The organism is Escherichia sp. KTE31 (genome assembly GCF_000407925.1).
Taxonomy (GTDB): domain Bacteria; phylum Pseudomonadota; class Gammaproteobacteria; order Enterobacterales; family Enterobacteriaceae; genus Escherichia; species Escherichia ruysiae.
Genome location: NZ_KE136722.1, coordinates 299,556 through 319,410, shown reverse-complemented (window position 1 = coordinate 319,410; position 19,855 = coordinate 299,556). Strand labels below are relative to the sequence as shown.

Here is a 19,855-nt window from a genome sequence, read left to right as displayed (position 1 = left end):
GTATTCTGCCACCCTTAAAGAATAGCCAATGCTCTATCTAACTCCCGGTAAATCATGAAACATCTGCGCTTACTCCTGTATTACGCACTAAAAGGGGCGGCATTGCGCCCCAGATTTAATGAATAAAGATTACGCCAGTTGACGAAGCATCCGGCGCAGCGGCTCCGCTGCGCCCCACAGCAACTGGTCACCTACGGTAAAGGCTGACAGAAATTCTGGTCCCATATTCAGCTTACGCAGGCGGCCTACCGGCGTGGTCAGCGTGCCAGTAACGGCTGCTGGGGTTAGCTCACGCATAGTGATTTCCCGATCGTTTGGTACGACTTTCGCCCACGGGTTGTGAGCCGCCAGCAGTTCTTCCACGGTCGGAATAGATACATCTTTTTTCAATTTGATGGTGAATGCCTGACTATGGCAGCGCAATGCCCCGACGCGCACGCATAAACCATCTACCGGAATCACAGAAGATGTGTTGAGGATCTTGTTGGTTTCCGCCTGCCCTTTCCATTCTTCGCGGCTCTGACCGTTATCAAGCTGTTTGTCGATCCACGGAATCAGGCTACCCGCCAGCGGAACACCAAAGTTATCCACCGGCAACTCGCCGCTGCGGGTTAAGGTCGTGACTTTGCGTTCAATATTGAGAATAGCAGAGGACGGGGTTGCGAGTTCATCCGCCACATGGCCATACAGTTGGCCCATCTGGGTTAACAACTCCCGCATATGTCGCGCACCACCGCCGGAAGCCGCCTGGTAGGTTGCAACGGAAACCCAATCAACAAGATCATTGGCGAATAAACCGCCTAACGACATCAACATCAGGCTTACGGTACAGTTACCGCCAACAAAAGTCCTGATGCCTTTATTTAATCCGTCAGTAATGACGTCCTGATTGACCGGGTCAAGGATGATGATGGCGTCGTCTTTCATGCGCAGAGACGATGCTGCGTCAATCCAGTAACCTTGCCACCCGTTCTCACGGAGCTTTGGATAGATTTCGTTGGTATAATCGCCGCCCTGACAGGTTACGATGATATCGAGGGCCTGCAGCGCCTCCAGATCAAAGGCATCCTGAAGTGTGCCGGTAGTACCGCCAAAGGACGGTGCAGCCTGACCAGGCTGGGAAGTCGAAAAGAAGACAGGGCGAATGGCGTCGAAGTCGCGCTCTTCAACCATGCGTTGCATGAGAACGGAGCCGACCATACCGCGCCAGCCGATAAAACCAACATTTTTCATAAGCGTTTTTTTCCTGCAAAGATGTGTGCTGTATATATGTGCCGGTGTCCTCGTGGCACATCTTTCACCATACAAAAAGCAGCCAAAGTCGCAAGTGAAATTAATCAATGATAGCGAAGCAATCAGTAATGCGACTTATCCTGCTTTCATAGCACGCAGAAAGTCCAACGCAATTATCAGGGAACTTGAGTTATGAATGAAATCATTTCTGCAGCAGTTTTATTGATCTTGATTATGGATCCGCTCGGAAACCTACCTATTTTTATGTCCGTACTGAAACATACTGAACCGAAAAGACGTCGGGCAATCATGGTGCGAGAGTTGCTTATTGCTCTCCTGGTGATGCTGGTGTTCCTGTTTGCGGGTGAGAAAATTCTGGCATTTCTTAGCCTACGGGCGGAAACCGTCTCCATTTCTGGCGGCATCATTCTGTTTCTGATCGCCATTAAGATGATTTTCCCCAGCGCCTCGGGAAACAGCAGCGGGCTTCCGGCTGGTGAAGAGCCGTTTATCGTGCCATTAGCCATTCCACTGGTCGCCGGGCCGACAATTCTCGCCACGCTGATGTTGCTGTCTCATCAGTACCCGAATCAGATGGGGCATCTGGTGATTGCCCTGCTGCTGGCCTGGGGCGGCACATTTGTCATCCTGCTACAGTCATCGCTGTTTTTACGTCTGCTGGGCGAGAAAGGGGTGAATGCGCTGGAACGCCTGATGGGATTGATTCTGGTGATGATGGCAACCCAGATGTTCCTCGACGGCGTTCGGATGTGGATGAAGGGGTAAGGTTCAAACAGGTGCTGCACACAACCTGACGCGGCACCTGTTTTATTACCTGAACTGATAATGACCTTCGCCCAATCGGATAACTCTTCCCTCTTCTTCTGCGCGATTCAGCCATACACTAGTTTGTTCGATGGTTAAACCAGTACAAGACGCCAGCCTTTCAATACTTATCGATTCCTTTGCAAGGATCGCCAGTTCCGCTACAAAGAGTTGATAAAAATCGACAGGCGTATGCGCGGGCATTCCTGCGTAATTTGCGTCATCTTCATGCAGTGAAAACAGTTCTGGTTGAGCGTTACGGCGTACTCTGTCATACATCAGCCCAGGAACATCTGGCAGTCTGATCGTCACATTTTCAGCCTGTTCAGCACTCCATGACGCCCCATTTTCTACTAATCGTGAATTGGCTGATTGCTCATCCTGATTTGGTTTAACCAGAACAGGCAGCCACTGATGTTTTAATGCCTCCATCGCCCCAGTTATCGTTCCACCGGTCATTCCCGCACGCACAACCATTGCGCTTTCAGCAAGGCAATAAATATATTTATTCCGCGCCATCGCATTGCCGACGGTGAAACGTACTTCTGGGTAAAACGGCGAAATCAACACCAGATTGCCTGCTATAAGCCCTTCACGCCATTTCACTAACGTGCTCGTTTTTAACAAGCTATCAGCTAATACGCCAACGGCCGTTCCCCCTGCCTCTAGTGCCGACGTCATTGCACATTCATCAATACCTCGCGCACCACCAGAGATAACGCAAATCCTCTGTTGAGCCAGTTTCGCTGCCAGTTGTTGGGTATAGCGCAAATCGGCAGTCGGAGCATCTCGTGAGCCAACAATCGCCATACCTTCCGCTTGCAGTAATGCTTTATTCCCGCAGCCAAATAAAACGGGAGGGGCATCCGTTCGCAATCGGTTTTTCAAGCGAACGGGATAATCGGCATCGCCTCGGGTTAAGATCCATAAACCAGCGCGTTGCCACTTATCTACCGCCAACGCCAGACTATGACCGCGCGCCAGCAAGCCAATAATACGCTCCTGAGAAATACGCGGATCGCTCCAGCCTGTAAGTTTCTCTTGCGGTTGCGACACCAGAAGATCGGCGGGACTGATACGTTGGTGCTTCAGCCATAATGCAAACTTCCCCCATTCACTATTGCTAAGAGGTTTATGCTCACTCGCCGCCGCGCGAGAAAAATCGCTGGTTAGCAGGAGAGTCGCTTGTGCATTGGCTGAAAGATTCATCAATTTTTTACCGAGGTAGAAGCAAGGGCAAGAGGATAAACCGTCGGACAACCTGCCTGGCGTAACAGTGCTGTCAGAACTGTCAGCGTCCATGCAGAATCCACGATATCGTCAACCAGCAACGCCGGGCCTGGCATCAAAGGAGGGGTAATCACAAACGCCCCGTCGAGATTTTGACACTGGTGAAAACGGTTTTGCTGTATTTTCTGTGGTGGATTGTCCACGACTTTGTCAATGGCATCAATAAAAGGTAAGCCAAGTTTCGCCGCCAGTCGCCGGGCAAAATCAGGAACCAGGTCGAGGTGCCTTAATGAAGGAACGCAGCATACCCAGGTTGGTTCAGGATGCGGATTCCAGCGTTGGCGAACCATTTCCGCACATGCCTCCACCAGCTCATCACTGAAGCGCCCCATTTTTTTCTCCTGTGCGACCTGCTTTCCCCACCCGGAATCCCCCCAACGAGAAAGGATTCGCCCCGTAGATCCTTGTAAATCCGCAGGTAAGTTCCCTTTAAATCCGTATTGCGTAAAAGCCCCAGATGCCACCTGTTTATTGAGATTTAATGGCAGGTCAGCGTGTTTAATAAATAAATTTGCTGCATGGAGTAAGCCGCTATCAATGTCGGGCGACAACAACGGATGCTGAAGACAACTGCTACATTTACCACAACGTTCGGCACTTGGCTCATCGAGTGCGCGGCGCAGAAATTGCATTTTGCACTCCTTAGTCGTGATATAGCTTTCAACGTCTGCCAGTTCACTTTTTCTCTGATTCATCAAATGGTTAATTCGTTCATGGTCAGGAGAAAAACTGACGATAGTTCTGCGCCATAATTTCTCGGTATACACCACAGGCGATGGATTTTCAGCTACCAATAATTTCAGTGCTTTTTCTATTTGCCCATAACGGAGATTCGTCCGTTGTTCAATGCCTCGTAGAGTAAGACCGTCATTCTCGCTAAGTACGTTGAGTATTTCATGAATTTGTGCCTCCGCAGGAAAGGCACTTTCACGGAAGAATTGATGAATAGCGCGGTCTTCGCCACCACAAAGCAATATGCCAACTGCGGAATCTATAACGCCCCACCTGTTGGTAGTAACCAACAATCGACCCCGGCATCTGATAATGAATGACGAAACCTAAATCAGGTTTATCAAACCCCATACCTAATGCCGTCGTCGCGACCAGCACTTTGATTTTATTTGCCAGCAGTGCCTGCTCCAGATATTCCCTGGCAGTATTAGAATCTTCCGCGCCTTCGCAAGTCACGCCGCTGTAGTACGCAAATGCACTGATACCATTTTTCCTTAACCACTCGGCGACAAGTTCGGCATCGCGCGTAGTCAGGGTATAAACAATTCCCGATTTGGAAAACTGAGGGATAACCGTCGCTAACCATGCCAGACGGGATGACTGTTCACCTAAGACTAAGGCATCAAGCGCCAAACTTTCGCGAGCCAGCGTTCCACGCTGAATCACAATGTCACCCAATTGCTGACGGATATCCTCAACGACACGGTTATTCGCTGTCGCGGTTGTACCCAGAACAGGGGTATTCGCAGGCAACTGGCGCAAAATATCTAATATACGTCGGTAATCCGGGCGAAAATCGTGGCCCCAATCAGAGATGCAGTGCGCCTCGTCGACCACAAGCAAGCCAATACGATCGGCTATAGGATATAAAACCGTTTCGATAAAGTCCTGGTTTGCCAAACGTTCCGGGGAAACCAGCAAGCAATCGACCTCACCTTGCAGCAAATTATCGCTAATGCGCTGCCATTCTTCCCTGTTTGTAGAATTCAACGTTTCAGCCGTAATACCTAACCGTTCAGCGGCGGCAACCTGGTTACGCATCAGGGCAAGCAAAGGAGAGATGATAATTGTCGGGCCAGCGCCGCGATCGCGGAAGATTTTACTGGCGATGAAGTACACGGCGCTTTTCCCCCAGCCAGTGCGCTGTACAACCAGCAGTTTTCGCCGCTGATTAACCACCGCATCTATAGCTTCCCATTGCCCTTCCCTGAAGGTAGCGGTGGTGTTACTTAACATCCGCTGTAACAGCAATTCAGCTCCGTGTTTCTCCATCTTCTTCTCCTGCGTCCGTTAACGCAGTGATTAGAACGGATAATGAGCCAGTATTTTTGCGAGAGAGATCAAAAAGATGAAGAGAGGAAAAAAGAGAAATGAATTACTGCGAGCAAGCTCGCAGTAATTTGTCGCGGTAATTAACTCAACAGCTGGAACGCAATCATCCCGACGATAGCACCGACAGTGCCGAGGATGGTTTCCATCATGGTCCAGGTTTTCAGCGTTTCGGCTTCGGTCGCGCCGGTAAATTTACCGAACAACCAGAAACCGGCGTCGTTAACGTGGCTGACAACAATCGAACCACCAGCGATACAAATCGACAGCGCCGCCATTTGCGCACCGGAGTAGTTCAGTTGTTCAATAACCGGCATCACCAGCCCTACCGCCGTTAAGCAGGCAACCGTTGCAGAACCCTGAATGATGCGCACTGCAGCGGCCAGCACGAAGCAGGTAATCGCAATCGGCAGCCCCATCCCGGTTAACGCTTCGCCTAGTGCCGGACCTACGCCAGAATCAACCAGCACCTGTTTGAACACGCCACCCGCACCAATTACCAGCAGAATGATCCCCGCCGGTTGCAGCGCGTGACCGCAAATCTCCATCACTTTGTCTTTCGGCATACCCTGACGCATCGCCAGACCATAAATCGCCACCAGACAAGCAACCAGAATCGCGGTAAACGGATGACCGATAAACTCGAACCATTCGTAAGCGGTAGAGCCTTCCGGCACAAAACGCGCGGCAATGGTTTTAAGACCTACCAGCACCAGCGGCAACAAGATCAGCGACAGGCTGAATCCGAAAGATGGCATTTTGCCTTCACCGAGATGCGGTTCGCTGATGTCGTCAGGAATATGCAGTTCCACGTAGCGGCTGATGAAATTACCCCACAGCGGCCCGGCAATAATCATTCCCGGAATTGCCGCACACAGACCGATCAGGATCATCCAGCCAAAGTCGGCGTTCATCTGCGATGCCAGCAGCATTGGCGCTGGCCCCGGCAATAAGAACGCCGCCGCTGCCGCCACGCCGGCGAATAACGGGATAACCAGTTTCACCAGGTTCGTGCCGGTATGGCGCGCCATTGAGAAAGCAACGCTAATCAGCAGAACAATCGCCACTTCAAAGAACAGCGGTAGCGCACAAACCAGCCCCGCAAGGCCAATGGCATAATGCGCGCGGCTGTGACCGAAGGATTTGAGCATTTTGACGGCAATCTGATCGACTGCGCCGGTTTCATGTAAGATCTTGCCAAACATGGCTCCCAGAGCGACAACCACCGCCAGGAAGCCGAGGGTGCCTCCCATCCCTTTTTCCATCGTCGCTGCGATTTTATCGAGCGGCATACCGGAAAAAAGGCCAGCCCCCATAGACACCACCATCAAAGCCAGGAAAGCGTGCATACGCGCTTTCATGACTAAAAACAGCAGCAGTAAAACAGACCCTACTGCTGTTAAAACAAGCGTTAATGTACTCACTACTTATTTGCCTTTTTTAATAACCTCAATGGTGCTTGCCACAACACCTTCCAGCGGTTGATCGATATCCACCACCAGTACATCGGTTTCGTCCGCACCCGGCTCTTGCAGCGTTTCAAACTGCGTCACCAGCATTTGGGTTTTAAAGAAATGGCCTTTACGCGCTTTCAGGCGGCTTTCAATTACATCAAAATCGCCTTTCAGGTAGATGAAAGAGAGATTCGGATTACCCGCGCGCAGCAGGTCGCGATAGTGCTTTTTCAGTGCGGAACAGACGATCAGCGACACTTTATTGGTACGCTGCATGGCAAACGCGGCGTCGTTCAGCGCCTGTAACCACGGTTTGCGATCGTCATCATTCAGCGGTTCACCGGACGCCATTTTTTCGATATTGCGACGCGGATGGAGGAAATCGCCATCAAGAAACGCGGCATGAAGTTGATGCGCCACTTCACTGGCGACCGCAGATTTGCCGCTGCCCGATACGCCCATCAAGACGTAAATGTGGTGATCATGGTTAGTCGTGCTCAAAGTGGTGCCCCCACAATACAAGAATTAAAAATGTTACGGGTAACTGTTATCGGTAACATTGTCCAGCCGGACAAAATCAGAAGCAATATCCATCCGTGCCTTAAGTGTATAAGTGTGAGCTACTTCAAATTTGTGAGCTTAAATAGATCCGCCCGGTGACAAGGTGAAACCTAAATCTAACATTTTCGGTGTCACTGCTTCGCCACGAATACGCGCCAGCAGGCGTTCAGCGCCAATGCTGCCCATCCGCTCACGCGGCGTCAGCACGCTCGCCAGCCGTGGCTCCATCACCTGACCAATATCGTGGCCGTGGAAACCGGCAATTGCCATATCATCAGGAATTTTCAGCCCCAGACGCTGACATTCAAACGCCGCGCCGACAGCCAGGTCATCGTTGGTACAGAATACGCCATCCAACTGCGGATATTCCCTCCGCGCCTGGCGAATCAGTTCAATACCTGAAGAGTAAGAAGAAGATTGTTCAACCATCACGCTATATGGCACCAGGCCGGCATCCAGCATCGCCTGTTCGTATCCCTTCTGTTTGATGATAGTACGTTCGTCGAGACGTGCGCCGAGATAGGCAATGTGACGATGCCCGCGAGCAATAATGGCGGTGGTCATCTGGCGTGCCGCTTCAAAGTTATCAAAACCGACGGCGATATCGAGGCACGGAGATTTACTGTCCATCAGCTCCACCACTGGAATACCTGCCACTTCAATCATCTTTAAGGTGCGCGGCGTGTGGGTACGTTCGGTGAGGATCAGCCCGTCGATATTCCATGAAAGCATCGATTCGAGGCGCTCTTGTTCCATTTCCGGTTTATAACCGTAGTGCGCCAGCATAGTCTGATAACCGTGCGCGTCGGTAACGCTTTCGATGCCGCGTAATACTTCCGCGAAAACCTGGTTGGTGAGAGAAGGTAACAGGACGCCAATTGCCCGGCTGGTGGCATTTGAGAGGATATCAGGCGCGCGGTTGGGAATATAACCCAGTTCATCAAGAGCGGCGGCAATCTTGCCACGTAAGGCGACGGAGACCTGCTCCGGGTTGCGTAAAAAACGGCTGACCGTCATTTTGGTCACGCCTACACGGTCAGCCACATCCTGAAGTACGGGTCTTTTCTTTTTCATCGTCCTGAAGGGTACAAAAGGGATAGATTCCTTTAGTTTACCACGGACGCATCACAACCTTCCTGATTCCTCAGGAAGGTTTGTGAGATAAATTTAGACTGGCGGCAAATCGAACAGCAGAATTTCACTGTCGCTATCGGCGTGGATGGAGATTGCCTGCTCATCCCAGATTGCCAGACCATCACTGGTCGAGGCTTTCACACCGTTAATGGTGACATTGCCTTTCACTACCTGGATCCAGACGCGGCGTTCAGCGGCAATCTGATGCACAGACTGTTCATCTTTCAGCAGCGCCCAGCGATACAGTTCCATATCCTGATGCACTTTCAACGAACCATCACGCGCATCCGGCGAGAGCACCAGTTGTTTGCCCTGCACGGCATCAAAGCGACGCTGTTCATAACGCGGCGTAATGCCGTTTTCTTCTGGCATGATCCAGATCTGATACAGATGCAGACGCTCGGTGCTGCTGGGGTTGTACTCTGAGTGACGAATACCCGTACCCGCACTCATAATCTGAAACTCGCCCGCCGGAACCTGCTCTTTATTACCCATGCTGTCCTGATGCTCAACAGTACCTTCCAGCACGTAGGTTAAAATTTCCATATCTTTATGTGGGTGAGTGCCGAAACCCTGCCCTGCTTCAATCACGTCGTCGTTAATGACACGCAGCGCGGAGAAGCCCATAAAGTTCGGGTCGTAATAATTGGCAAAAGAGAAAGTGTGCCAGGAGTCCAGCCAGCCATGATTCGCATGACCACGTTCATTTGCTTTGCGTAAGTAGATCATTTGTATTCACCCCCTGAATGTTTTCGATGGGCTTAGTGTGGACCCGATCCGCCTGGGATGATAGAGGGTGAAAATTGACCCCTCTGTTCAAAAAAATTGAACTATTCGAGGAGCCATCAAACTTACTTCGCGAGAGTCACTGTAGAGGGAGAAGCTTGTTCAAAACCGCGTTCAAGGATTTCCAGATTAGTAAGAACTTCAGATTCCTTGACGTAATTTGGAGCACCGGTGGTGATGGTTTGATACAGCGCATCATATACGCGTCCGTAGTCGCCCACCTCCGGCTTCATCTCTTCTCTTACCGTCACGCCCTCGTCATTGACATACTCCAGCACACCGACCGAATCATCCGCTGCGAATCCCGGTTCGCCCGGCATAATATTAGCCTTCAGGCTGGTTTCCTGCTGGTCGATACCGTATTTAATAAATGTACCTTTCTTACCGTGAACGATAAATTTCGGATAATCGATTTTCACCAGATGGCTGGTTTTGACGATGGCTTTCAAATCACCATAAAACAGCTGCGCTTCGAAGGTGTCATCCGGGTTGGCTTTATTACGCAGGCTGCGAATGTCGTAAGCCACATGATCCGGGCGACCGAACAGCGAGATAATCTGGTCGAGGGTATGCACGCCAAGGCCATAAAATGCGCCATCCTGCGGCAGTCCAGGTTTGGTTTCTGCCACCGGGCGGTAGTAGTCAAAATGGCTTTCCACTTCGACAATCTCTCCCAGCTTGCCGCTTTCAATCGCTTTTTTCGCCGTCAGGAAGCAGGAGTCAAAGCGGCGATTCTGATACGGCGTGACGGTCAGCCCTTTGCTTTTTGCCAGCGTAAACAGCTCTTTCGCCTGCGCAAGCGTCGGGGTGAACGGTTTTTCGACCAGCACATTTTTCCCGGCTTCCAGCGCACGCTTCGCGTACTCGAAGTGGCTGTCAGCGTGAGTGCAGACGATAACCAGCTTAACGTCAGGATCGTTTAATACTTCGTCGAGATCGCTGGTGAAATGGATATGCGAGTAGACAGGAGCCTGTTCTTCCGGCTTCGCATGGCGGCGGAAAATATGCGCGACATGCCAGCTATCCTTGCGGTTAAGTACATACGGCAGATGGTAACGGGTGGTGCTTTTGCCGAAGCCAATAAAGGCGCAGTTGATGACCATGATTTCGTCCTTTTTAAGGTGGTTATTTACACCTTAGCGCAAAGCGGACGTGGTTCCTATGCCTGTGCTTCAGTACGTCAGATTGTTGGCAAAGTGCACTTTGATCATGCCGGATGCGGCGTGAACGCCTTATCCAACCTACGGTTCGGGCACAGGTTTGTAGGCTGATAAGCGTAGCGCATCAGGCGATTTTGCATTTGTCTCAACACGAGGAACATTCCCCTTGGACAAAATGACAAGCAAAAAAAAAGCCAGCACCCGGCTGGCTAAGTAATACTGGAAGCAATGTGAGCAATGTCGTGCTTTCAGGTTCTCCGCGAGGGTCTTCCTGATCGCGAGACAATAATAATCATTCTCATTCGCACTTGTCCAACACTTTTTGCAAAAAAATGCATTTGACTCGTATTTGAAAGTCAATGATGTTGAAAGGGACATTTACCCCAAAGAGGACAGAGGAATGAGTGAGATAGTGATACGCCACGCTGAAACGCGCGATTACGAGGCCATTCGGCAAATTCACGCCCAGCCGGAGGTGTATTACAACACGCTACAGGTGCCTCATCCTTCCGATCATCTGTGGCAGGAGCGACTCGCCGATCGTCCCGGCATCAAACAGTTAGTCGCCTGTATTGATGGAACCGTCGTGGGTCATCTCACCATTGACGTGCAGCAACGCCCGCGCCGCAGTCATGTTGCCGATTTTGGTATCTGCGTCGACTCCCGCTGGCACAATCGCGGCGTCGCCAGCGCCCTGATGCGAGAGATGATTGAGATGTGCGACAACTGGCTGCGGGTAGATCGCATTGAACTAACCGTGTTTGTCGATAACGCCCCGGCAATTAAGGTCTATAAAAAACACGGTTTTGAGATTGAAGGAACTGGTAAAAAGTACGCGTTGCGAAATGGCGAATATGTCGATGCGTATTTTATGGCGCGGGTGAAATAAAGAATTTGCAATCTAAGTTTGTCATTTAAGCCCTCACCTACCGGGAGAGGGCTTAAGATATTAATACCCCGCTGTTAAATCATCCACCGAGCGCGGGTCGGATGCGCCGTATAACTCACCCTCCGGCCCAACCATAATGCTTTGTGTGCTGCCCATCGCCTCTTTCAGCGCCACTTTCTGACCTTTTGCTTCCAGCAGCTTGAGTGTATCCGGGCTAAATCCTTTCTCGACTCGCAGCTCGTCCGGCAACCACTGATGGTGGAAACGCGGCGCATTGGTCGCTTCGGCGACGTTCATTCCATAATCGATGCTGTTCACTACCATTTGCAGCACGGTGGTGATAATCCGGCTACCGCCAGGGCTACCGGTAACCAGCCAGGTTTTACCGTCCTTCACCACAATCGTTGGTGACATCGACGACAGCGGGCGTTTGTTTGGCCCGACGGCGTTGGCATCGCCGCCTACCAGCCCGTAAACGTTCGGTACACCTGGTTTGGCTGAGAAATCATCCATCTGATTGTTAAGCAGAATACCGCTCTCACCCGCGACAATCCCCGTACCGAAAGTGGTATTCAGCGTATAGGTCACCGCCACCGCGTTACCGTCTTTATCCACCACTGAGTAATGGGTTGTTTGATTACTCTCATAAGGCGCAAGTTTGCCTGGGCGAATTTCGCTGGACGGCTTCGCTTTATTGATATCAATTTGATCGGCAATGGATTTGGCATAGGCTTTATTGGTCAGCGCCTGCCACGGCACTTTGACAAAATCCGGGTCGCCAAGATATTCCGAGCGGTCGGCGTAGGCGTATTTCTCAGCTTCTGCCATGATTTGCATCGCATCGGCGCTGCCAAAGCCATATTTCTTCATATCGAAGTTTTCCAGGATATTCAGAATCTGCACGATATGAATCCCGCCGGAGGATGGCGGTGGCATGGAGTAAACCTGATACCCGCGATAATCGCCGCTAATCGGTGTGCGTTCGACCGCTTTATAGGCCGCTAAATCTTCTTTCGTGATCAAGCCACCGTTTTTCTGCATCTCCTGGGCAATCTGTTCCGCTATCGTGCCTTTGTAGAATTCGTCCGGGCCGTTTTCGGCAATCATCTCCAGGCTCTTTGCCAGGTTCGCCTGCACCAGCTTGTCGCCCTTTTTCAGCGGTTCGCCCTCTTTCCAGAAGATAGCCTTGCTGTTTTCGTGATTCGGCAGCACTTCACTGCCGTAAGTTTTGAGATCGTCGGCCAGCGCGTCGTTAACGATAAAACCATCGCGCGCCAGTTTAAACGCCGGTTGCACCACTTTGTTCAGCGGCATGGTGCCGTACTTCTCCAGCGCCAGCGAGAAGCCTGCGACCGTGCCAGGCGTTCCTGAGGCCAGATGCGAAGTGAGTGATTTTTTGCTGTCCGGGTTGCCCTGATCATCGAGGAACATATCGCGGGTTGCTTTGGCGGGTGCCATCTCACGGAAATCAATAGAAGTCGTATTGCCATCTTTAGTGCGGATCAGCATAAAACCGCCGCCGCCCAGATTCCCCGCCTGCGGATGCGTTACCGCCAGCGCATATCCCACCGCCACGGCGGCATCAACGGCATTACCACCTTCTTTAAGGATATCCACCCCCACCTGAGTGGCAGTAGCATCCACAGACGCCACCATCCCCTGCTTCGCGCGTACCGGATGAAAGACATCTTCCTCCACGCCATACGAGACAGGCGGCGGCGCAGGTGGCGCGGCTGCCGCACTAAAACAACATCCTGAAAGCAAAGCTGTAATCGCCGCCCGGCGTAAAAACGTCGGTTTTATCATCGTTATTCTCCAGTTATGTGTGGGGCAACCCCAGCTAAGCCTGGTATATAACTCTGAATTAATCATCGTTTTGCCGGGAAGCGAGTAAACTTAAAGGATATCTTCAGAGGAGGATACGCGATGAAACGACTTCTGCTTTTGACGGCACTCCTGCCGTTTGTCGGCTTTGCACAGCCCATTAATACTCTGAACAACCCTAACCAGCCGGGGTATCAGATCCCCAGTCAGCAGCGGATGCAAACTCAAATGCAAACGCAGCAAATCCAGCAAAAAGGGATGCTGAATCAACAATTGAAAACGCAGACGCAATTACAGCAGCAGCATTTAGAAAATCAGATTAACAGTAACTCGCAGCGGGTATTGCAGTCGCAGCCGGGGGAGCTAAATCCCGCCCGGCAGCAAATGCTGCCCAACACCAACGGCGGGATGTTAAACGGCAACCATAATATGGATAGTTCGTTGAATCAGCAGCATATGCTGCCGGAGAGGAGAAACGGCGACATGCTGAATCAGCCCAGCACGCCGCAGCCTGATATTCCGTTGAAAACTATTGGGCCGTAAAGTTCGGACCAATCACGTCAATCGCATCGGTACAGATGCAATCCACGCCCCAGCGCAGCAACTCTGTCGCGCGCTGGGGTTTATTGACGGTATAAACCAGAATCCGTAATCCGGCGTCTTTCAACTGCCTCACTCGCGCTTTATCGAGTAACTTATGATTGAGATGAATAGAGACGCAGCCCAGCCGCGCGGTCAGTTCTCGCCAGTCGTCGCGCCACTCATCAAGCAATAAACCACGCGGCAGTTCCGGTGCAGCCTGTTGCGCAGCTTCTAAAGCATCAATCTCAAACGATGACAGCAGCGGCGGCGTCATACCTGCCCAAAGCTCGCGCGCCGCCAGCGCCACCATTTTGCCCGTTAATGGCCCAGTGCCAGTGGTGGGTTTGATTTCGATATTCGCCATCATCCCGTGTTCGTGGCAGCGTTCTGCTACTTGCGAAAGCAAAGGCAACGGCTCGCCTTTAAACGCTTTGCTGTACCAACTGCCTGCATCCACGCGCAGTAAATCCTGCCAGTTCAGCTCACCCGCGACGCCCCAACCGTTGCTGGTACGTTCGAGATTATCGTCATGGAGCAAGAAGATCTCGCCATCTTTCGATAACTTCGCGTCAAATTCGATCATCTTATGACCGTATTTTGCCCCCACATCGATTGCCGCCAGGGTGTTTTCCGGAGCCAGTTTACCGCCGCCACGATGGGCGACGATGCGGGGATAAGGCCAGTTACTCATACTCGTTGTCCTGTTTCACCATCAAAAAGATGTAGCTGATTTTCCGGCAGATGCAGCCACAGCGTGCTGCCTGCCGTCGGGCGCTCCTGATGCGCCAGTCTTACCACCAGCTTCTGTTCGCCCCAGCGTCCGTGCGCCAGGTTATCAGCGCCGAGGATCTCCAGCGTATCCATCACCAGCGGTACGCCGCCTTCTGTTTGTGAGCTTAACGCAATATGTTCCGGGCGAATACCGAGGGTCATTTTACGTCCTGCATACTGACGGCAGCCACCGTTTAGCGGCAGCGCGATACCGCCGTCCAGTTCGAAATGTGTGCCTTCGTTATTCACACGTCCTGTCAGCAGGTTCATCGCCGGACTGCCGATAAAACTCGCCACAAACAGGCTGGCGGGCTTTTCGTACACTTCCACCGGTGTGCCAATCTGTTCAGCAACGCCGCCGTTCATCACCATCACCCGCTGGGCGAGCGTCATCGCCTCAACCTGATCGTGAGTAACGTAGAGTGAAGTTGTTTTCAGGCGACGGTGCAACTGCTGCAACTCAAGGCGCATCTGCACGCGCAGCTTGGCATCGAGGTTAGAGAGCGGCTCATCAAACAAAAATACCGCCGGATCGCGCACAATCGCGCGCCCCATCGCCACACGCTGGCGCTGCCCGCCGGAAAGCTCGCGCGGTCGGCGCTTAAGCAGGCCGTCCAGTTCCAGAATGCGCGCCGCTTCTTTAACACGTTCGGCAATTTGCTGCTTGCCCATGCCGCGAATTTTCAGCCCCCACGCCATGTTTTCTTCGACACTCATATGCGGATAAAGCGCGTAGTTCTGGAACACCATCGCAATCCCGCGATCTTTCGGCTCCATTTCGGTCACACGCTCATTGTTGATCCAGATATCGCCCTCGGTCACCCGCTCCAGCCCGGCAACCATGCGCAGCAGCGTCGATTTCCCGCAGCCAGATGGCCCGACCATCACGATAAATTCGCCATCCGCCACATCAAGGGTCAGCGGTTTAATCACCTGGGTTTTGCCATCCCAGCTTTTGGTTACTGCCTGTAATTTCAGTCCTGCCATCTTATTTCTCACTATCGACCAGGCCGCGCACGAAGGCACGCTGCATCACTAAAACAATCACTACTGGTGGGATCAGGGTTAACAACATCGCCGCCATCACCGAGTTCCATTCCGTTGTGCCTTCGCCAGTAGCGATCATCCCTTTAATCCCTGCCACGGTGGTGCCGAGATCAACGTCGGTAATAATCAACAACGGCCACAAATACTGGTTCCAGCCGTAGATAAAGGTGATCACAAACAGCGCCGCCAGATTAGTTTTGGACAACGGAAAAACGATGTCGCAAAAGAAGCGCATTGGCGATGCGCCGTCGATCCGCGCCGCTTCCACCAGCTCATCCGGCAGCGTCATAAAGAACTGGCGGAACAGGAAGGTAGCGGTCGCCGAGGCCATCAGCGGCAGCGTTAAACCGGCGTAGCTGTCGAGCATTTTCAGGTTGGCGATGACTTCCACCGTCGGGAAGATACGTACTTCAACCGGCAGCATCAGGGTGATAAAAATCATCCAGAAGAATAGGTTACGTAGCGGAAAACGAAACCAGACAATGGCAAATGCCGAGAGCATCGAGACGGTAATTTTGCCGAGCGTAATGCTGAACGCCATCACAAAGCTGTTAAGCAACATCCGCCAGAACGGCGCGCTATTCGTGCCTACCCCGTTTACCCAGATGTTGTGGATGTTTTCCAGCAGATGCGTGCCGGGGATGAGCGTCATCGGCGCGGCGTAGACGGCCTGTTTATCCAGCGTCGCCGCGACAAACGCCACGTACAGCGGGAAGAGGATCACCGCGATCCCGAGGATCAGCATGGTATGGCTGAATATCGTCAGCCACGGACGGTTCTCAATCATTGGTAACGCACCTTGCTTTCAACATAGCGGAACTGCACCACCGTCAGCACGATGACGAGGAACATCAACACCACCGACTGCGCGGCAGAAGAAGCCAGATCCAGCCCGGTAAAGCCTTCGCGGTAGATCTTATAAATCAGCGTCGTGGTGGCCTGAACGGGTCCGCCGGACGTGGCGGCGTCGATTACCGGGAAGGTATCGAAGAAGGCGTAGACCAGGTTCACCACCAGCAGGAAGAAACTCACCGGGGCGATAAGCGGCAGCGCGATCTTAAAGAAGCGGCGAATCGGCCCTGCGCCGTCGATGGCTGCGGCTTCAATCAACGAACGGGGAATGGATTGTAGCGCGGCATAGAAGAACAGAAAGTTGTAGCTGATTTGCTTCCACACCGAGGCAAACACCACCAGGAACATCGCCTGACCGCTGTTTTGCGCGTGGTTCCAGTCGTAGCCGAACTCAGCGAGAAAATGAGTGATCAGCCCACGACCAGGGTTAAACAGGAAGATCCACAATACGGCGGCAACGGCGGGTGCCACAGCGTAAGGCAGCAGCATTAAGGTTTGATAGAAACGGCTGCCGCGCACGATGTACTCCACCAGCGCCGCGAAGAACAGCGACACCAGCAAACCGCTGACGGTGACAAAGGTGCTGAATTTTATCGTCGTCCAGAAGGAGTCGAGATAGTAGCTGTCATGAAACAGCGTGACGAAGTTATCCAGGCCGACAAACTGGCTGGAGAAACCAAACGGATCGACGCTTTGCAGCGAGTACCACAACGCTTCGCCCGCAGGCCAGATAAAAAAGATAACGGTGATGATGAGCTGCGGCGCGACCAGCAAATAGGGCAGCCAGCGCGAGCGGAACACCGGACGGGATGATGACATAAATAAACTCTTCGTGTTGTGTTCCCCTCACCCCGCCCTCTCCCAGAGGGGCGAGGGAGAAAGGCGGTGCATACTTTTCCACCACGCCGATCGGTCCCCTCTCCCTTAGGGAGAGGGTTAGGGTGAGGGTAAGAGAATTAAGACTTCGTAGACTGCTCAAAGCGGCGCAGTAACTGATTCCCACGCTCAACGGCGGTATCCAGCGCCTGCTGTGGCGTCTTCTTGCCGGTCCACACGCTCTCCAGCTCTTCATCCACAATCACGCGGATCTGCGGCATGTTGCCCAGACGCAGCCCTTTGGTGAACGGCAACGGCGGCTTGTTCAGCATCTGACGCGTCGCGGTATCCGCCCCAGGGTTTTTCTCGTAAAAGCCCTGCTCACGGGTCAGGTCATACGCCGCTTTGGTGATCGGCAGATAACCGGTTTTCTGATGCCACTCAGCAGCGTTTTCTGGCTTCGCGAGGAAGTCGAGGAACTTCGCCACACCTGTATAAGTTTCTTTATCTTTGCCCTGCATCACCCACAGGCTGGCCCCGCCGATAATGGCGTTTTGTGGCGCATCTTTCGCATCGGCGTCGTAAGGCATCATGCCTACGCCGTAGTTAAATTTGGCGTACTCGCGAATGTTGGCAAGAGAACCGGAAGAAGCGGTCGTCATCGCGCAATCACCGTTATAGAACTTCTCGGTGGATTCATCCTTACGACCGACGTAGCTGAAGTCGCCCTTCTTGTTCATCTCCTCGAGCATGGCAATGTGTTTCACCTGCTCCGGCTTGTTGAACTCCAGCACCGCGTCCGTGCCGTCAAAACCGTTGTTTTTGCTGGCAAACGGCAGACCGTTCCAGGCGCTAAAGTTTTCCAGTTGGATCCAGCCCTGCCAGCCGCTGGCGTAGCCGCACTTCATACCGGAGGCTTTCAGTTTTGCGGCATAGTCCGCCAGATCCTGCCAGGTTTTCGGCGGCTGTTCCGGGTCTAAACCCGCTTTCTTGAAAGCGTCTTTGTTGTAATAGAGAACGGGAGTCGAGCTGTTGAACGGCTGGGAGAGTAAGTGGCCGGTTTTGCTGTCGGAGTAGTAACCTGAAACCGTCGGCACAAACTGCGACTCATCGAAGTTAATCCCCGCCTCTTTAAACACGTCATATACCGGTTTAATGGCTTTCGACGCCATCATGGTAGCGGTGCCAACTTCATAAACCTGCAAAATAGCCGGCGCGTTGCCGGTACGAAATGCGGCAATCCCCGCGCTTAAATTCTGTTCGTAGTTGCCTTTGTAGGTCGGTACAATTTTGTAATCCGGGTTTTCGGCGTTAAAACGTTGAGCCAGAGAATCAACCTCTTTACCCAGTTCCCCTTCCATAGAATGCCAGAACGGAATGGTCGTCACTGCCTGTGCATTCCCCATTAACGCCAGTCCGAGCGCCAGTGCTGAAGCTGTATAATGTAACGGTTTCATCGTTTATCTCTCTTGTTGTACCGAATGCGCGAATTCACGCGTTTTATGCTCGCGGGGTAACATGACATGCTCGAATTACAGAAAAATAACTTTTTTGTTACATTTGTAAGATAGTAAGGTGTCAGAAAGTTGACAAGGCGGTGACGGCACGGGTGAGGGAAAATGGGAGATGGGACACGGATAAGCGGGAAAATATAGAAGGTCTGAATCAAACTCTACAGATTGCTCATCGTTTCATGCCGGATGCAGCGTAAACGCCTTATCAGGCCTACAAGATCGTGCAAATTCAACATATTGCCACTCACCCAGTAGGCCTGATAAGCGCAGCGCATCAGGCAATTTTACATTTGTCACCTGTCTCAAAGGAGTCTTTTGACTCCCTATCAATCAACGTGTTATTACCCGCCTAAATACGCACTTCTCACCGCTTCATTCGCCAGTAGTGCATCACCAGTATCGGAGAGCACCACATGGCCGTTTTCCAGCACGTAGCCGCGATCCGCCAGCTTTAGCGCCTGGTTGGCGTTCTGCTCGACGAGGAAGATAGTCATCCCCTGCTCGCGCAGCTGCTCGATGGTGTCGAAAATTTGCTGGATGATAATCGGCGCAAGACCGAGCGATGGCTCATCAAGCAACAACAAACGCGGGTTGCTCATCAGCGCACGACCAATCGCCAGCATCTGCTGTTCACCGCCGGACATGGTGCCCGCCCGCTGAACACGGCGCTCATGGAGACGCGGGAACAGTTCATACACCCACTTTATGCGCTCCTGGAACTGGTCGCGTTCGGCAAAAAAGCCGCCCATCGCCAGGTTCTCTTCCACCGTCATCCGCGAGAAGACGCGACGCCCTTCCGGGACAATCGCTACCGCTTCGCGCATGATTTTCGCCGTCTGCCAGTCGGTAATGTCTTTATCATCAAACACAATTCGCCCGTTGGTGGCGCGCGGATCGCCGCATAACGTACCAAGCAAGGTGGTTTTCCCCGCCCCGTTCGCGCCAATGAGGGTGACAATCTCGCCCTGATTGATATGCAGGCTCACCTCATGCAGCGCCTGGATTTTGCCGTAGTGGGCGCTGACTTTGTCAAAGGACAACATGACTTTTTCCATC

The 19,855-nt window shown here is 52.4% G+C and carries 17 protein-coding genes and 1 pseudogene; 3 read left to right on the top strand and 15 right to left on the bottom strand.

The window, feature by feature from the left end; all coding sequences use genetic code 11:
- Positions 1 to 129: 129 nt before the first annotated feature.
- On the bottom strand, positions 130 to 1,233 hold the full coding sequence (gene asd / locus WES_RS19345; RefSeq protein ID WP_000799967.1) for an aspartate-semialdehyde dehydrogenase: 1,104 nt from the start codon (positions 1,231 to 1,233) through the stop codon (positions 130 to 132).
- Positions 1,234 to 1,425: 192 nt separating this feature from the next.
- Between asd and yhgN the strand changes: the two genes are divergently transcribed.
- Positions 1,426 to 2,019: an NAAT family transporter YhgN gene (gene yhgN / locus WES_RS19350; protein WP_001002547.1), complete on the top strand. Its 594-nt coding sequence runs from the start codon at positions 1,426 to 1,428 to the stop codon at positions 2,017 to 2,019.
- Between the two features lie 45 nt (positions 2,020 to 2,064).
- On the opposite strand, the gene WES_RS19355 is transcribed toward yhgN, so the two are convergent.
- The 7 genes and pseudogenes from WES_RS19355 to WES_RS19380 all read right to left on the bottom strand — a co-directional run bounded on the left by WES_RS19355 (position 2,065) and on the right by WES_RS19380 (position 10,447).
- A complete protein-coding gene (locus WES_RS19355) occupies positions 2,065 to 3,360 on the bottom strand; it encodes a DNA-processing protein DprA (protein ID WP_147598556.1) in 1,296 nt (431 codons plus the stop codon).
- Positions 3,267 to 5,352, bottom strand: a pseudogene (locus WES_RS0120840) (RecQ family ATP-dependent DNA helicase). The gene WES_RS19355 and the pseudogene WES_RS0120840 overlap by 94 nt, the downstream one beginning before the upstream one ends.
- 140 nt (positions 5,353 to 5,492) lie before the next feature.
- Positions 5,493 to 6,833, bottom strand: coding sequence for a gluconate transporter (gntU, locus tag WES_RS19360; RefSeq protein WP_000105942.1), 1,341 nt, complete (start codon positions 6,831 to 6,833; stop codon positions 5,493 to 5,495).
- A 3-nt stretch (positions 6,834 to 6,836) separates the two neighbouring features.
- Positions 6,837 to 7,364 (bottom strand): gluconokinase, encoded by a 528-nt coding sequence (gene gntK / locus WES_RS19365; protein WP_000108328.1) that lies wholly within the window; start codon positions 7,362 to 7,364, stop codon positions 6,837 to 6,839.
- A gap of 138 nt (positions 7,365 to 7,502) precedes the next feature.
- Entirely contained in the window at positions 7,503 to 8,498 is a 996-nt protein-coding gene (gene gntR / locus WES_RS19370) for a gluconate operon transcriptional repressor GntR (RefSeq protein WP_000730250.1), read from the bottom strand.
- Between the two features lie 93 nt (positions 8,499 to 8,591).
- Positions 8,592 to 9,287: a quercetin 2,3-dioxygenase gene (gene yhhW, locus WES_RS19375; RefSeq protein ID WP_000639809.1), complete on the bottom strand. Its 696-nt coding sequence runs from the start codon at positions 9,285 to 9,287 to the stop codon at positions 8,592 to 8,594.
- Positions 9,288 to 9,409: 122 nt separating this feature from the next.
- Positions 9,410 to 10,447 (bottom strand): oxidoreductase, encoded by a 1,038-nt coding sequence (locus tag WES_RS19380; protein WP_016159557.1) that lies wholly within the window; start codon positions 10,445 to 10,447, stop codon positions 9,410 to 9,412.
- A gap of 457 nt (positions 10,448 to 10,904) precedes the next feature.
- Here WES_RS19380 and yhhY point away from each other — a divergent pair, with 457 nt between their 5' ends.
- Positions 10,905 to 11,393 (top strand): N-acetyltransferase, encoded by a 489-nt coding sequence (gene yhhY / locus WES_RS19385; protein WP_010353668.1) that lies wholly within the window; start codon positions 10,905 to 10,907, stop codon positions 11,391 to 11,393.
- A 60-nt stretch (positions 11,394 to 11,453) separates the two neighbouring features.
- Here yhhY and ggt read toward each other — a convergent pair whose 3' ends face one another.
- Positions 11,454 to 13,199 carry a gamma-glutamyltransferase gene (gene ggt / locus WES_RS19390; protein ID WP_016159558.1) on the bottom strand — a complete coding sequence of 582 codons (1,746 nt, stop codon included), beginning with the start codon at positions 13,197 to 13,199 and terminating at the stop codon, positions 11,454 to 11,456.
- A 120-nt stretch (positions 13,200 to 13,319) separates the two neighbouring features.
- Between ggt and WES_RS19395 the strand changes: the two genes are divergently transcribed.
- The gene (locus WES_RS19395) at positions 13,320 to 13,760 is read left to right on the top strand and encodes a DUF2756 family protein (protein ID WP_016159559.1); all 441 of its coding nucleotides are present in this window, start codon (positions 13,320 to 13,322) and stop codon (positions 13,758 to 13,760) included.
- Here the strand turns inward: WES_RS19395 and ugpQ are convergent.
- The 6 genes from ugpQ to livF form a co-directional block, all read right to left on the bottom strand.
- The gene (ugpQ, locus tag WES_RS19400) at positions 13,747 to 14,490 is read right to left on the bottom strand and encodes a glycerophosphodiester phosphodiesterase (protein WP_016159560.1); all 744 of its coding nucleotides are present in this window, start codon (positions 14,488 to 14,490) and stop codon (positions 13,747 to 13,749) included. The two genes, WES_RS19395 and ugpQ, sit on opposite strands and share 14 nt — an antisense overlap.
- The gene (gene ugpC, locus WES_RS19405; RefSeq protein WP_016159561.1) at positions 14,487 to 15,557 is read right to left on the bottom strand and encodes a sn-glycerol 3-phosphate ABC transporter ATP binding protein UgpC; all 1,071 of its coding nucleotides are present in this window, start codon (positions 15,555 to 15,557) and stop codon (positions 14,487 to 14,489) included. The genes ugpQ and ugpC overlap by 4 nt, the downstream gene beginning before the upstream one ends.
- 1 nt (position 15,558) lies before the next feature.
- Positions 15,559 to 16,404 (bottom strand): sn-glycerol-3-phosphate ABC transporter permease UgpE, encoded by an 846-nt coding sequence (gene ugpE, locus WES_RS19410; protein WP_000572164.1) that lies wholly within the window; start codon positions 16,402 to 16,404, stop codon positions 15,559 to 15,561.
- Positions 16,401 to 17,288: a sn-glycerol-3-phosphate ABC transporter permease UgpA gene (ugpA, locus tag WES_RS19415; protein WP_000099289.1), complete on the bottom strand. Its 888-nt coding sequence runs from the start codon at positions 17,286 to 17,288 to the stop codon at positions 16,401 to 16,403. Before ugpA ends, ugpE begins: the two co-directional genes overlap by 4 nt.
- Positions 17,289 to 17,425: 137 nt before the next feature.
- On the bottom strand, positions 17,426 to 18,742 hold the full coding sequence (gene ugpB / locus WES_RS19420; RefSeq protein ID WP_000803181.1) for a sn-glycerol-3-phosphate ABC transporter substrate-binding protein UgpB: 1,317 nt from the start codon (positions 18,740 to 18,742) through the stop codon (positions 17,426 to 17,428).
- A gap of 398 nt (positions 18,743 to 19,140) precedes the next feature.
- On the bottom strand, positions 19,141 to 19,854 hold the full coding sequence (gene livF, locus WES_RS19425) for a high-affinity branched-chain amino acid ABC transporter ATP-binding protein LivF (RefSeq protein ID WP_016159562.1): 714 nt from the start codon (positions 19,852 to 19,854) through the stop codon (positions 19,141 to 19,143).
- Between the last annotated feature and the right edge of the window lies 1 nt (position 19,855).